Source organism: Desulfosporosinus cupriresistens, from assembly GCF_001707885.1.
Taxonomy (GTDB): Bacteria; Bacillota; Desulfitobacteriia; order Desulfitobacteriales; family Desulfitobacteriaceae; genus Desulfosporosinus.
The window spans coordinates 54337-68779 of sequence record NZ_MASS01000003.1 but is presented as its reverse complement, the minus strand read 5'-3'; the positions used below and the strand labels follow the sequence as shown (position 1 = coordinate 68779).

15 protein-coding genes, 1 tRNA gene and 1 riboswitch are annotated in these 14443 nt (G+C 41.8%); of the genes, 8 read left to right on the top strand and 8 right to left on the bottom strand.

Annotated elements, in window-relative coordinates; all coding sequences use genetic code 11:
* Nucleotides 1-39: 39 nt before the first annotated feature.
* Complete coding sequence (locus DSBG_RS02010) at nt 40-249, top strand: hypothetical protein (RefSeq protein ID WP_068962562.1); 210 nt, start codon at nt 40-42, stop codon at nt 247-249.
* Between the two features lie 15 nt (nt 250-264).
* Complete coding sequence (locus DSBG_RS02005; protein ID WP_068962561.1) at nt 265-462, top strand: spore coat protein; 198 nt, start codon at nt 265-267, stop codon at nt 460-462.
* A gap of 54 nt (nt 463-516) precedes the next feature.
* Here DSBG_RS02005 and DSBG_RS02000 read toward each other — a convergent pair whose 3' ends face one another.
* The 7 genes from DSBG_RS02000 to DSBG_RS01970 form a co-directional block, all read right to left on the bottom strand.
* Complete coding sequence (locus tag DSBG_RS02000; protein WP_068962560.1) at nt 517-1047, bottom strand: hypothetical protein; 531 nt, start codon at nt 1045-1047, stop codon at nt 517-519.
* 116 nt (nt 1048-1163) lie between these two features.
* A complete protein-coding gene (locus DSBG_RS01995; RefSeq protein WP_068962559.1) occupies nt 1164-1784 on the bottom strand; it encodes a sigma-70 family RNA polymerase sigma factor in 621 nt (206 codons plus the stop codon).
* A 137-nt stretch (nt 1785-1921) separates the two neighbouring features.
* Nucleotides 1922-2383: a 6,7-dimethyl-8-ribityllumazine synthase gene (gene ribH, locus DSBG_RS01990; protein ID WP_068962558.1), complete on the bottom strand. Its 462-nt coding sequence runs from the start codon at nt 2381-2383 to the stop codon at nt 1922-1924.
* Between the two features lie 63 nt (nt 2384-2446).
* On the bottom strand, nt 2447-3649 hold the full coding sequence (locus DSBG_RS01985) for a bifunctional 3,4-dihydroxy-2-butanone-4-phosphate synthase/GTP cyclohydrolase II (RefSeq protein ID WP_068962557.1): 1203 nt from the start codon (nt 3647-3649) through the stop codon (nt 2447-2449).
* A gap of 42 nt (nt 3650-3691) precedes the next feature.
* Nucleotides 3692-4345, bottom strand: coding sequence for a riboflavin synthase (locus DSBG_RS01980; RefSeq protein WP_068962556.1), 654 nt, complete (start codon nt 4343-4345; stop codon nt 3692-3694).
* Between the two features lie 70 nt (nt 4346-4415).
* Complete coding sequence (gene ribD, locus DSBG_RS01975; RefSeq protein WP_068962555.1) at nt 4416-5564, bottom strand: bifunctional diaminohydroxyphosphoribosylaminopyrimidine deaminase/5-amino-6-(5-phosphoribosylamino)uracil reductase RibD; 1149 nt, start codon at nt 5562-5564, stop codon at nt 4416-4418.
* A 138-nt stretch (nt 5565-5702) separates the two neighbouring features.
* Nucleotides 5703-5816, bottom strand: a riboswitch (FMN riboswitch).
* Between the two features lie 53 nt (nt 5817-5869).
* On the bottom strand, nt 5870-6412 hold the full coding sequence (locus DSBG_RS01970; RefSeq protein ID WP_068962554.1) for a GNAT family N-acetyltransferase: 543 nt from the start codon (nt 6410-6412) through the stop codon (nt 5870-5872).
* A gap of 198 nt (nt 6413-6610) precedes the next feature.
* On the opposite strand from DSBG_RS01970, the gene DSBG_RS01965 reads away from it, so the two are divergent.
* Both DSBG_RS01965 and DSBG_RS01960 read left to right on the top strand, forming a co-directional pair.
* Nucleotides 6611-7498, top strand: coding sequence for an RluA family pseudouridine synthase (locus DSBG_RS01965; RefSeq protein WP_068962553.1), 888 nt, complete (start codon nt 6611-6613; stop codon nt 7496-7498).
* A gap of 82 nt (nt 7499-7580) precedes the next feature.
* A complete protein-coding gene (locus DSBG_RS01960) occupies nt 7581-8306 on the top strand; it encodes a M48 family metallopeptidase (RefSeq protein ID WP_068962552.1) in 726 nt (241 codons plus the stop codon).
* A gap of 136 nt (nt 8307-8442) precedes the next feature.
* On the opposite strand, the gene DSBG_RS01955 is transcribed toward DSBG_RS01960, so the two are convergent.
* Nucleotides 8443-8519, bottom strand: a tRNA-Pro gene (locus DSBG_RS01955).
* A gap of 434 nt (nt 8520-8953) precedes the next feature.
* Here DSBG_RS01955 and DSBG_RS01950 point away from each other — a divergent pair.
* The 4 genes from DSBG_RS01950 (at nt 8954) to cooS (ending at nt 14435) form a co-directional block, all read left to right on the top strand.
* The gene (locus DSBG_RS01950) at nt 8954-9811 is read left to right on the top strand and encodes a DegV family protein (protein ID WP_068962551.1); all 858 of its coding nucleotides are present in this window, start codon (nt 8954-8956) and stop codon (nt 9809-9811) included.
* A gap of 50 nt (nt 9812-9861) precedes the next feature.
* Nucleotides 9862-10860: an NADH:flavin oxidoreductase gene (locus DSBG_RS01945; RefSeq protein WP_068962550.1), complete on the top strand. Its 999-nt coding sequence runs from the start codon at nt 9862-9864 to the stop codon at nt 10858-10860.
* Between the two features lie 716 nt (nt 10861-11576).
* On the top strand, nt 11577-12341 hold the full coding sequence (locus tag DSBG_RS01940) for an ATP-binding protein (protein ID WP_009612877.1): 765 nt from the start codon (nt 11577-11579) through the stop codon (nt 12339-12341).
* A 75-nt stretch (nt 12342-12416) separates the two neighbouring features.
* On the top strand, nt 12417-14435 hold the full coding sequence (gene cooS, locus DSBG_RS01935) for an anaerobic carbon-monoxide dehydrogenase catalytic subunit (RefSeq protein ID WP_068962549.1): 2019 nt from the start codon (nt 12417-12419) through the stop codon (nt 14433-14435).
* Nucleotides 14436-14443: the final 8 nt, after the last annotated feature.

Sequence of the window (14443 nt, the reverse complement as noted above, 5' to 3'; positions counted from 1 at the left end):
TGTTATATGAAACTAGTTTATAAAAAGGAGGGATCTAAGGTGCAACTAAATGAAACGGAAATGAAGAAAATCCTAGATCAAGGAATGTTAACCCGAAGTATTATTGAAACCCAAACTGCTATGAAAAAATGCCTAATGTTCAGCGAAATGGCTCAGGACACCGCTGTGAAAGGATTTTTTAAAGAACAAGCTAAAGGTTTAGAAGATGTATTGGGATACTTCAACAAAGGTATGGCTGAATTACAATAGGGAGGGGGTTTTGAAATGAGTCAGTTTTCAGACTTAGACATGCTTTATGACTATGAGAAAGACGCATCGAGCGCCGCAATGGGATACATGACACTAGCTACACGTTCACATCATGGTGATCTGAGACAGATTTACTTACGGTTAGCTAATGAAGCGACCAATGCTCATAGTAAGGTCAGCAAGCTGATTAACCAAAGCGGTGGTATCGCCTAAGCTGGCGATTAAGCTTAATTAAAGGACTGGGAACAATCTGTTCCTGGTCCTTTATTATTTCCACCATCCTGAGGTCATATCACCTGTGATTTGAGTTAAGGTATAAACTGTAGATTCATTAATCCGAAAAGCTTGTTCTCTAAAACGAATAATACCTTTATTAGGGTAATATAGTAGCGCATAGTCCTCTTCCGGATGATAGTGGGAAAGTGTTCGATGTAAGGTAAAATACTGTACCTTTTGATTTTCTAAAGAAACTAAGGCTTGATCTGATGAGGAGAGGGGAGTCGCACGCTGTAGGTCGTGCATTAATTCTTGGATCTTTCCCTCATTAGTGTAGTAATAGGGGTGAAAAGGATCATCGGAATTTACCATCCCCAGCTTAGTTATCGCATGAGGATGAAGTTCTCGATTAGGGACATTGAGCGTGCCGAAAGGATCCAGCCAACTTTCTTGATAGACTGGGGGACCAATAATTAAAACTGCCAAAAGAAATATAACACTCAAACTAACAGATAGTTTATGTCTTTTTAATCTTAAAAGGCGCATTCGCCAGGAAAAGACATAACAAGAAAACGAATGCATTAGCACCCTCCTTCATTCAAGGGATAACCACTACTAAGACTCCCACTTTGGAAGTGGAAGTCTTAGTAGTTAGTAAGTATAAAACCCACCGAACTATTTACGCTACCATCGGTAGATTAAACAGCCATTTGACGCGAACGATATTGTACCGTTTTACGCCGAATTCGTTGAATCGCGTTGTCTAAAGACTTTGGATGGAGCCCTAAGTGCTCAGACACTTCATGTTGTTTGAATCCCTGAAGAAAGTAATGTTCAAACACCAGACGCTCAAGACTAGAGAGATCTTTATTTAAATCGTTAATCATTGAGCGGGCTTCATCATTAGCGATAACCATTGATTCAGGGTCCTCAGCGTTCGGTAAAAGTGATAAGAAACTTGTCTCCTCTGATTCGGAAATCAAATTGTTTAGGGAATAAGCTTCATTTAAATTGACATGTTTTTGGCGTGTATACTTACGTAAACTATCAATAAGCTTGCGCTTAATGACCATTCTTAAAAAATGGAGGAAAGGGATGTCTAGATTTATGTCATAAGATAATATCGCTCTATAAATCGCGATTCGTCCTTCTTGTATCAGGTCTTCATAATCTGCCCTGGGCAGAAAGTATTTACAAGCAATCATGCGAACTTCGGGTTCATAGTGCTGAATAATCTTATTCAATGCATCTTCATTACCTGAGCGCGCTGCTTCAAGCATAGCCATTTCTTTATCCATAGTGCTAATGTCGGAAGTCATGGCACTCAACTCCTTGTCAAAAATAATGGTCACCTCTATGAGTCTAATAAAAATTATACCTTTTGACAAGGATTATTTTGTGGACAATCAACCATATCTTTCTAATTAATTTATTATTTATTTGATGAAGATAATCCTTAGAAGGATCTAAGCAAGTTTGCAGTTTCAATCGCCGTCATAGCAGCGTCAAAGCCTTTGTTTCCAGCCTTAGTTCCAGCGCGTTCGATAGCTTGTTCAATACTATCAGTGGCGATGACACCAAAAATTACAGGAACCCCAGTTTGTAAGCCAACGTGGGCAATTCCTTTACTGACCTCATTGCTGACAAGGTCAAAATGAGGAGTAGCGCCTCGAATAACAGCACCAAGGCAAATGACCGCATCATAGCGCTTAGAATCCGCCATCTTTTGAGCCACAAGGGGAATTTCAAAGGCACCTGGGACCCAGGCCAATTCTATATCGTCTTCAAGCGCTCCGTGTCGGCGGAGGGCGTCAACGGCACCACTGACTAATTTGCTCGTGATAAATTCATTAAAACGCGCAGCTATGATTCCGATCTTTAGCCCTTCGGCCATTAATTTTCCTTCATAAGTTTTCATTGTTCAAACATCCTTTCTAAAGTAAAAAATAATATTAAATAAATTAATTGTGCAAACAAGATTCTAGCGAACTTTTGCCAGATAATGTCCCATTTTATGTTTCTTAGTGCAGAGATATTTGGAATTTTCCGGTATGGAAGGTATTTCGACAGGAACACGCTCTACTACTTGCAAGCCATATCCTTCAAGGCCCACGATTTTGCGTGGATTATTGGTCATTAAACGAACTTTGGAAATTCCAAGATCCGCTAAAATCTGGGCCCCCACACCGTAATCACGTAAGTCTTCGGGAAATCCTAAGGCTAGGTTTGCTTCAACTGTGTCTTTTCCTTCTTCTTGAAGTTTATAGGCCCTTAACTTATTCAACAACCCGATCCCCCGGCCTTCCTGCCGCATATAGAGCAATACACCTCGTCCTTCATGCTCGATTTCCTCTAAGGCTGCACTGAGTTGGTCGCCGCAGTCACAGCGCCGGGAATGGAAAACGTCCCCAGTCAGACATTCCGAGTGAACCCGGACGAGTACCGGTTCACCATCATCAACCGTTCCTTTAACCAACGCTATGTGTTCTTCTTGATCAAGAATGCTTAAATATCCGACGGCTCGAAATTCGCCAAAACCAGTCGGAAGATTAATGCTTTCAACTTTTTCGATGAGTTTCTCAGACTGACGGCGATAACTTATTAAATCTTTAAGAGTAATTAATTTCAAATTATGTTTGGCAACAAAAAGCTGCAAATCTGGCACTCTTGCCATTGTGCCGTCTTCATTCATGATCTCGCAAATCAGGCCTGCGGGCTGAAGACCAGCAAGACGAGCCAAATCTACTGAACCTTCAGTATGTCCCGCCCGGACCAAAACTCCACCTTCGCGGGCTTGAAGAGGGAAAATATGCCCAGGACGCTGTAAATCAGTCGGCTCACTGTGAGGATTCACTAGAACCTTGACGGTCTGTGCACGTTCAAAAGCAGAGATCCCGGTGGAACTTTCTACAGAATCAACACTTACCGTAAAGGCAGTTCCGTGAGGATCGGTGTTGTTATTGACCATCTGTTGAAGTTGTAAAGCTTGGATCCGTTCCGTAGTCAATGGAACGCAAATTAATCCTCGTCCATAAGTTGCCATGAAATTGATCGCTTCAGGGGTCGCCATTTCAGCGGCCATGACTAAATCCCCTTCGTTCTCGCGATCTTCATCATCTACCATAACAACCATCTTACCTTGTCGAATATCTTCTAAGGCTTCTTCGATAGTGTTAAATGACATGTCATTCACTCCTTTAATTTTAAATTATTTAAGTATCAATAATCAGACAAATCCATGTTCAGCCAAGAAACCTAGAGAAAGATCTTGTTTGTCCTTACCAATTGCTGTGTTTAAACCCATGAATCGAGCAACATATTTGCCAATAAGGTCTGTTTCAAGATTGACATTTCCACCAATTCCTTTTAGTCCAAGTGTGGTTTCCTTAAATGTATGGGGAATCAGAGATACCGTAAAATAATCGGATTCAACATCTATGACCGTTAACGAAATACCGTCAATGGCAATCGACCCTTTTGGCAATACAAAGGAAAGAAGGGTAGGAGAGGCTGAAATCTCGTAAACTTGGGCGATGCCCCAAGGTGTAATTCGGCGAATGTTTCCTACACCATCGACATGCCCGCTGACCAAATGTCCACCTAAACGGGTTTGCAACTGTAACGCCCGTTCTAGGTTGACACGATTTCCGCTTTTCAACTCAGTCAGATTTGTTTTTTCCAACGTCTCAGCCATCACATCGACTGTGAAGTCTCGATCACTTTGCCGTATGACTGTCAGGCAAACTCCGTTGACTGCGATGCTATCCCCAATCTGAGTTCCATGAAGGACCTTTTGCCCTTCGAGTGTAAGCTGCCCTGATTCTGGCAAGAGGCGAAGGCCTCGGACAATACCCAGTTCTTCAACAATTCCAGTAAACACCCATATCCCCTCCCTAAGGCATACAACTAAGTTTTGAGTTTCGCCTAAGTAATTTTTCTGATCAGACAAGTCATTTGCTGATCTCTGGCTTCTGACGTCCGGCATCTGGTTTTGACGTATACCCAGTAACATGAAGATCGCCCGAATTCATATCAACATGGAGGTCATAAAGTTCTAAGGCATCCGCCATTTGTTGGATGTGTAAGCCCGAGAGGGGGGAAGGACCGTTTCCTCCAACTAACTTAGGGGCAATGAAAAACTCAACTTTATCAACACACTTTTCTTTAATGAGTTCGCCCGCCAGTCCGCCGCCTCCCTCTAATAACACACTTGTCCAACCGCGATGAACGAGGTCACGTAACAGTTTCTCCAAGGGGACATGCCGGGGAGTGTCATACTGCCAGACTTCAACCTGTTCGAGGCTTTTGAGGTATGCTACCTTGTCTGCAGAGGCTGCCTGGGAGGTCGCAATAATACAAGGGCTGTATTGTGAGGCGAAAAGCACATGAGCTTTTTCTGAGATACGCAATTGTCCATCGACAATCAGTCGAACAGGGTCTCTTCCATCAGGAATCCGGCAGGTTAGAGCAGGGTTATCCTGGATAACCGTTTCGCTTCCCGCCATGATGACATCGTAGCGATCTCTTAGTTGATGGACATATTGGCGGGATTTTTCTTGACTAACCCACCGTGAATCCCCCGTCTCAGTGGCAATTTTGCCATCTAAAGTCATCGCAGTTTTATATACTACAAAAGGCAAGCCTGAAGTGATCACTTTAATAAAAACTTCATTTATGGTCAAGGCTTTTTGGAACAAAAGACCTACGTCTACTTTAATTCCAGCTTCACGTAAACGGTCTATTCCGCGACCTGAGACAAGTGGATTCGGATCGTTCATAGCCACGACAACTCGTTTGACTCCGGCACGGATCAGCGCGTCAGCACAGGGCGGAGTTCGTCCAAAATGTGAACATGGTTCCAAGGTCACATAAACCGTAGCACCATGTGCTTGATCACCAGCAGCTGCCAGAGCATGAACTTCCGCGTGAGGAGTTCCAGCCTTAAGGTGATATCCTTCTCCGACGACCTGATTATCCTTAACGATAACACACCCCACGAGAGGATTTGGGCTGGTTCTACCTATTGCCTGGACCGCTAATTCAAGTGCTCTTCTCATAAACTTTTCATCTTCAGGAGCAGAAGGACTTGATGCATTCATACAAAAACCCTTTCTTATTTTAGGACTTAGTGTCTCCAAAAATCATAAAAATAGGTAATAAAAAACACCTGAATCTTTCTCCAGGTGTTGGGTCACAAAGTCACAACTCAAATAAAGCGCGAAAACGCTTAATCTTAGCTGTTCCTCTTCTCATCCAGACTTTACTGTCGGCCCCGGAATGTCACCGGGTCTGCCATAAGGCTCGCGGGCTTTACCGCCGGTAGGGAATTACACCCAACCCCAGAGGAGTATTACGGTATTTGAAATTATTATCAGTTTACTCTAGGTTGTTAATTTTTGCAACCCTATAATTTGCCATGTAGAGCAAAAAACTCCTCACGCAATAAACCCATGAGAATTGCATCGTGATAGGTTCCTAACACAAAACGTGCTTCACGCTGACGTCCTTCAATTTGAAATCCCACTTTTTCGTACGCTTTAATGGCTCGGATATTTTCATCCCAGGTATCCAGCGAAATCCGGTGGAAGTTCCATTGAGTAAAAAGAAAGCGTACAAAAGTGATTAATGCATCTGAGCCGTAGCCATTACCCCAATAGGTCTTATTCCCAATAACCACATAGAGAGTAGCGGACCGACCAGGGATATTAACTTCCTTAAAGCCAGTTGTTCCGATAAGCAGTTTTTTTTCATCTAAAATAGCATATCGGTAAGTGTCTGGTGCCCCATCGAGAAACTTCTCCGCAATTTGATCTTTGCTCTGAAGTGTATTTAAGGGCCAGGCCCCACTAGACCATAAATTAACCTCTTGATCATTATACCATTGGTATAAAAGGTCAATATCATCTTCTTCAATGGGCCGAATCCATGTTTTCTGACCTTTTAACATTACATAGGACTCCTTATAGTCTTTATTTTACTCAACAATTAAATATTTTATCATTTGTTTAAGGTTAAAATCAATATTTGAGCTTTCTTTTACAGCCAAGCAAAAGATTTGTGACAGTTCTAGTATTCAATATGCATCGGAGAATGATCCGTGATATCATGGAATCCATCTAAGTCCAATTAAGAAAGGAACTTAAAAGTGAAGACCTATGATAATTATACTGTGGCCGCTGAACATGAGGGCTTGACAGTTGAAACCTATCTCAAGCAAATAGTCCAGTGCCCCGGACGTAGGATTCAAAAGTTAACACGGGCTAATGGAATTTTACTCAAAGGCCGCAAGGTTTTCCTACAAAAAAAGGTGAAAGCCGGTGACATTCTCCAAGTTTTAGTTCTAACGGATCAAGCTTATGGGGTTAGACCTGAAGAGGGAGAAATCAATGTACTATACGAGGACGCTCAGATTATTGTATTGGATAAAGCGGCAGGGCAGCTTGTTCACCCTGCTGGACAGACTGATGGGGGAACATTAGCCAATTTTTTGGCTCATTATTTTCAGACGAAGAGAGTTTTGATTACGATTAGGCCGCTACACCGATTAGATCGGGATACTTCTGGCTGCGTGGCTTTTGCCAAAGATGCTCACACACAAACAGAGATGGAGCGACAACTGCAGAGTGGTGCCTTTAAACGGACCTATCTAGCGATTGTGCAAGGTATACTCAAGCAGAAGGGTGTCATTGATGCGCCTATCGGTCATTGCCCTAATAAACCTAACCGACGTATGACCCGGCCAGACGGAGATCAAGCCATAACTTATTACCGTACCATTCAAACTTTATCAGATGCATCACTGTTAGAACTCTCGTTAACAACCGGAAGGACTCATCAGATTCGAGTTCATCTAGCGCATATCGGTCATGCAATATTAGGGGACGGTATGTATGGAAGGCGCTCCTCCATTATTGGAAGACAGGCACTGCATGCTTCGATGCTTTGCTTTAGGCATCCCCGAACGGCGCAAGTGGTCACAGTGAATGCGCCGTTTCCAGCCGACATGGGACGAGTTATTGATTCTTTAAAATAGCTATAGGTCAAAATGAATTCTTGTAAAACTATGTTTTACCATAGTATTATTTAGTATAAATGGCTCGATAAGGAATGACGATATGCAAAACCTTAAAATAGGCTCTACTGTAATTTCCTATTCAATTAAAAAAAGCTTTAGAGCTAAAAATGTTAATATATCAGTTGGCGTTGATGGAGTACAGGTAGTGGCACCTGTTTCAATGGACGATAGTGAAATTATCCCCCTTGTGGAGAAAAAGCGAGAATGGATATTAAATAAATTTGAGAGTTATCGCCAACGGCTTGCGCAGATAAGGCCAGTACGGGAGCTTGTTAGTGGCGAAACGCTCTTGTTTATGGGTAAAGATTATCCACTTAAGGTAATAGAAGCTGAGGGTGCATTCGTTACCATTAATTTAACAGATAGTCAATTCCTCGTATATATAAATAAAGATATACCTTTGGAAAAAAGACGAGAAGCAATAAGAAGTGAGCTAGAACAATGGTATATAAGCAAAGCTAAGAGAGTAATCGAAGAGCGACTGGAACTATTCAACAACAGAATTAGAGTAAATATAAAGACGGTAAGGTTTAAGAACCAGAAAACCAGGTGGGGAAGCTGCTCAAATAAAGGAAATCTAAATTTCAATTGGAAACTAGTAATGGCCCCGACATATATTGTTGACTACGTGGTTGTGCACGAACTATGCCATCTTATTCAAATGAATCACTCTAAGGAATTTTGGCAACAGGTAAAAAGTCTGATTCCAGATTATAAAGAGAGGCGAAAGTGGTTAAAGGAAAATGGCATAAAATTAAATGTATAACTCTATATTATATCGAAACTAAGGATGAGCACTTGCCATCTTTAAGTTTAAAACTTAAAATAATACAAGTGGAACAAAAGAGGGTCAAACAGACAAAAAATAAAGGGTTTCCATTAAGGAAACCCTTTGATTTCAGTGGTCGGGGCGACGGGATTCGAACCCACGGCCTCTTGGTCCCGAACCAAGCGCGCTACCAAACTGCGCCACGCCCCGTTTATTAGAACGTTTATTATAATAACAAACCGCCGTAATCCTGTCAACCTCTACTTTTCAGTTTCTACCAACTCCGTCCCTGTCACCGTCATAAAACAACATACTAGAAGAAAGATGAACATAGTATTATTAATAAAAGATTAAACACTAAAATATGTAAATATTTCATATATATGGTATACTGACTATACTAGATTAAGATTAATCCTAAGCAAGCATAAACAGAATACACATTCGTAAGTGTTTCCGAATATCTTTGCAAAACTTCAAAATTCTTATCTCGTATTCCAAGTCTATGGTTTATGAAGATATGCTCAAAAATTAAAGTGCAAAAGCTCAGTTATTCCATAACTGAGAAGTTTAGGATATACTCTATACGATCCTATAACATACAAATAGTTTGAGGTGTTCAATATTAAGAGGAGAGAAATAATTTGAGAAAAATAGGGATCGTTATGGATTCTACAGGATATTTAACCCATGATATTTTAGAAAAACTACAGATTCGCGTTGTACCCCTCAACGTTACCATCGGAGATGAAACATTTCCCGAACCAGAATTATCTAATGATATCTTATTTGAAAAATTGAGTCATATTTCGGGTTTGTCCACAACCTCACAACCGTCTGTCGGTGCATTTCTCCAAACGTATGAATCCTTATTTTCTGAAGGGGTTGAGGAGATTGTCAGTATTCATCTCTCAGCAGCTATTAGTGGCACATTACGTTCAGCTCATATGGCAATTGACTTAGCTTCTAACCCCAATATTCATCTCTTTGATTCTAGGTCCGCTGCTGCGGGACTTGGTGTACTAGCTTGGGCTGCGGCAGAATGGGTAGAGCAAGGGCTCATCGTATCAGAAATTTTGCATAATCTTCAAATTCTCAGGCAACATACCGAACTTTATTTTATTGTCAATACCCTTGAAAACCTGCGTAAAGGCGGTCGAATTGGAGGGGCGGCAGCTTTAGTTGGTACCTTGTTGCAAATAAAACCAATCCTTTACTTTAATCAGAAAGCAGTAATTGACGTTTTTGATAAAGTGCGTTCTAGTACAAGGGCTTGGCAACGTGTACTAGATGAATTAATCAAGACATTATCTAACGGAAAACGGTACCGTATTTGTGTTATTCACGTTAATGTGCCTAAAGAAGGAGCAATTCTGCTAAACGAACTTCAGACCCGTTTTCCAGAACATGAAATTCGATTATTCGAGGCTGGGCCAGTCATTGCAACCCATGTCGGACCTGGAACTTTGGGCCTCGCGTTTCATCCTTGGCCGTTCCCCTAAAGTTATCATATTTAATCTCTGAAAAAATCAAGTTAGGTGGAATTGGATTAATGACTCATTTACTTAAACCTCTCCAAGTCGGTCCCTTAAAACTTGCTAATCGCTTAGTTATGCCGCCCATGGCAACATCGAAGGCTTCACCAGACGGAGAAGTAAGCCAAGAGATCCTGGATTACTATGCTGAAAAATCAATGGGTGGCTACATATCCTTGGTTATTATTGAACATAGCTTTATTCAAGAGAACGGAAAAGCGAGTCATCAACAGCTATCCATTGCTGATGACAGGATGATCAATCGTTTGCATGAATTAGCTACAACCATTCAGAACAATGGTTGCAAGGCAATGATGCAAATCAACCATGCCGGAAGCGCCACGAGTTATGATATTATTGGGTCATCCCCAGTGGCTCCTTCAGTCATTGCCAATCCCCGCAAGGGTAGTCTCCCCCGCGAATTATCAAGGCAAGAATTGGACAATTTAATTGATGCCTTTCGACTTGCAGCACTTCGCACAAAAGAAGCTGGATTTGATGGAGTTGAAATCCATTCTGCCCATGGCTACCTTCTCAACCAATTTTTCTCCCCCTTAACGAATCATCGAACAGATGAATACGGGGGGGATATTTACAATAGGATTAGAATTCACCTTGAAATCATCGAAGCAGTCCGTACCGCTGTTGGAAGAGATTTTCCAATCTTTTTACGTTTAGGTGCTTCCGATTTTCGAGAAGGCGGAACGACGATTGAAGACAGTCAAATTGCAGCGCGTGAATTCGAGAGAGCGGGGATTAATGCCCTTGACATCTCAGGTGGTTTTGCAGGGTATCAGGTTCCAGGACTTAACGGCCAGGGGTACTTTGCCCCACTTAGTGAAGCAATAAAAAAGGTTGCATCCGTCCCGGTGATCCTTACAGGTGGAGTTATCGAACCCCAGGTTGCGGAACAACTCTTGATAGAAGGAAAGGCGGATTTGATTGGTGTTGGTAGAGCGATTCTTAACGATTCAAAATGGGCGGAGCGCGCTGTAGAAAGTCTGAAAAATGATTAAACTATTTAATTTAGCTCTTATGAAATCAATTGAAAAGAGATTATTGTATTTATAATAGGGATTTACAGTAGAATTGTAATAATGTTACTAGATTGTGAATATATTCATTTTCTATAGACAAGATCAATAGTTCAATGGTATGTTTAATGTATTAAATATGAGATATGCATGAACCATAATTCACTGGTCTTTCTCAATATAAAGTACAGAGTTCTATCGGTTGAATCCGTGCATTCTTTACATTTTAAACTCTCGCTTAAACGGTCTAAAGAATATGAACTCTTGTATCCCAGCGCAGGTCCGTCAAAAAGAACCAGTTATAAATCTTTTGGAAATAAAAAAACGAATACCCTTCTACCAGTGAACTTTATGATAAATGTTCCAAGGAAAATTGACTTTCATATCGAATACTAATTATAGGAATTATCCCCTCGAATTTTTCGGTGTTGGTGTGGCAACTATCATTCTCGAAATTTTAAGGAGGTATTTCCTTTTTTAAGAGTAAAAATATTTTGAATATTCCTATATAATCCAAAAACGGCAAAAGAATAATAATAAATAGTTTATTTTTTAAAAAAAAGAAAATAAACAAAATATTTAAAAAAATTCGGAAAGTTTGCAGGATTATCCAAATAAAAAAAGAATATACACTAGCAAGAAGAAAAATTGGTAGTAAGAGTTGGACTAATGAAAATACCCATAAGGAGTTGTGGCCATTGAAAATTGCAATCTCGGGCAAAGGTGGCGTGGGCAAAACCACCTTCACAGCAAATTTTGCACGTTGGCTATCGCAAAAAGGGATCACTGTTTTGGCGGTTGATGCGGATCCTGATGCCAGTCTGGGGACAGTCTTGGGGATCTCAGAGGGTATTCTTGCAGATCTAAAACCCATTGTCGACATGAAAGAACTAATTGAAGAACGCATGGGAGGAAGTGGAACATATTACCCGCTAAATCCTCAAGTGGACGATATCTTAGATGACTACAGTGTGCCCATAGGAACTCTACGTTTTTTCCGCATGGGGAACATCAAAGGGGGAGGAACCTCCTGTTATTGTAAGGAAAACAGCTTTCTTCAAGCCTTGATCAATTCCTTGATTCTTGGAGAACAAGACACCGTCATTTTAGATATGGGAGCAGGAATTGAACAACTCACCCGAGGGACGGCACTTGGCGTTGATGTGTTGGTCATTGTAACTGAGCCATCAAAAGTCAGCGTACAAACTGTAAAAGTCATTCAAAAACTCGCCCTTGAGTTAGGTATTCCACACGTGGTTGTCGTTGGTAATAAAGTCCGCAATTTGAAAGAAGAAAATTTTCTTAGAGACCACTTTTCCTCAGAAAAGCTTATTGGCATCATTCCTTACAGTGAGGAACTGTTGGAAATGTCCATAAATACTGGCAATGAAGAGTTGCCCACAGGGTCTCTGGGAGTTCAGCTAAATACAATTTACCAAAAAATTGTCGATGAAGGGAGTTGAAAGAGGTTCTCGTTATTAACAGAAAGAGTTTGAGAGTATAAGAAAAAGAGATCTTAAAAAAGAGGAGGTTGTAACATGCCTAGATATCGGGATTTAACCCATACCGCCCGGCCGTCGGACGCACCAAGATACTTTGAGCCTAAGAATCCCATTCGCACGACCGACCCTGGCGCGCTTCATATGTTAAAAATGGCACAGGAAAGCAAAATAGAGACGGTTTTTGACCGTGCAGTTGCTCAACAACCACAGTGTGCGTTTGGATATAAAGGAATATGCTGCCGAATTTGTTTGGCAGGACCTTGTCGGGTTAAGACAGAAGAGGGGCCTGGAAGTCGTGGAGTATGTGGAGCAAGTGCATATACCATTGTATCCCGTAACGTAGTCCGCGCGATTGCAGGAGGGGCTGCATCTCACTCAGAGCACGCACGCCATGTCTTGCATACTGCTCATGCGATGCTTGAGGGTCATGCTCCAGATTATGAAATTAAATCACCAGCTAAACTTCAAAAATTAGCTCAAGATTTAGGGGTTGACACAGTAAACCGTACAGATAAGGAAATCCTTAAAGACGTTGTTGAAATCGGATATGCCGATTTCGGTCGGTATCAGGATCGACCACTAGCCTTTTTGGACTCTTTTATGACAGAAGGCCGACGTAAAAAATTCATGCAAACCAATATTATGCCGACAGCCATTGACCGCTCTGTTACTGAGATTATAGCTCAAACTGCCATGGGCGTTGACAATGATCCTGTAAATATTATTTTCGGAGGTCTCAAGTGTTGTCTGTCTGACTTAGGTGGAGAATATATTGGAACAAAACTCAGTGACGTTATGTTTGGGGTTCCACAACCTATTGTCTCAGAAGCCAATCTGGGAGTAATCAACCCCAAGATGGTAAATATAGCAGTCCACGGACACAACCCCGTTTTGAGTGAAATGGTTGTCGCTGCGGCACGGGCTATGACAGCAGAGGCCGTTGCGGCAGGAGCTGAAGGAGTCAATGTTGTCGGGATTTGCTGTACTGGTAATGAGCTTCTCATGCGTCAAGGTGTTTATTTGGCAACCTCCTCAGCTTCGCAGGAGATGGCTATCCTGACGGGTGCTCTGGAAGCGATGGTTGTTGATATTCAATGTATTTACCCATCGGTGCAAACACTTGCGCAATGTTACCACACTAAGGTCATCACAACTGAAGGTATTATGAAAACTCCTAATGCCCAACACGTTGCCTTCAATACAGCCACAGCTATGGCTGATGCTAGGAAACTTGTGAATATCGCTATTGAAGCATTCAAGAAGCGGGATCCTAAGAAAATTTGCATTCCTAGCGAACGTCATAAGCTTGTTGCAGGTTTCAGTCTTGAAGCGATTACGGAAATTCTATCAAAGGTTAACCCCGACCGTCCGATCTCAGTACTGACAGATGCTATTCTGAACGGACAACTCAAAGGGGTCGTTCTCATGGCTGGTTGTAACAATCTCAAACGTCCTCAAGATGAAGGCCACATTGCAGTTCTGAAAGAACTTGTGAAAAACGACGTCTTCGTCATCGCTACTGGATGCTCTGCTGGAGCTATCGCTAAATTCGGTATGATGTCGCCTGCAGCTGTTGACACTTATGCTGGTGAAGGACTTAAATCGTTCATTAAATCGCTGGAAGCGGCCAATCCTCAATTGTCAACCGGTCTGCCATTAGTCTTCCATGTTGGTTCCTGTGTGGATAACAGCCGTGGCGCAGATCTAGCTGTCGCAATGGCTAATGAACTAGGTGTAGATATTCCTAAAGTTCCGTTTGCTGCCTCTGCTCCAGAAGCTATGCATGAAAAAGCAGTTGCGATCGGTTCTTGGTGCGTAACATTAGGATTCCCAACTCACGTCGGAGCTATGCCGCCTGTTGAGGGAAGTGACCTCGTCTATGGAGTTACAACCCAAATCGCGCATGACGTCTTTGGCGGAAACTTCATTTTAGAAGTCGATCCTATTATTGGAGCTCAGAAACTCTTAAATGCCCTTGAGTATCGGACCTGGAAACTTAATGTTCATAGAAAGACTGCAGAAAAATTTGAAACTGCGCTAGCGCAAGGCTGGTAAGAAAGGAG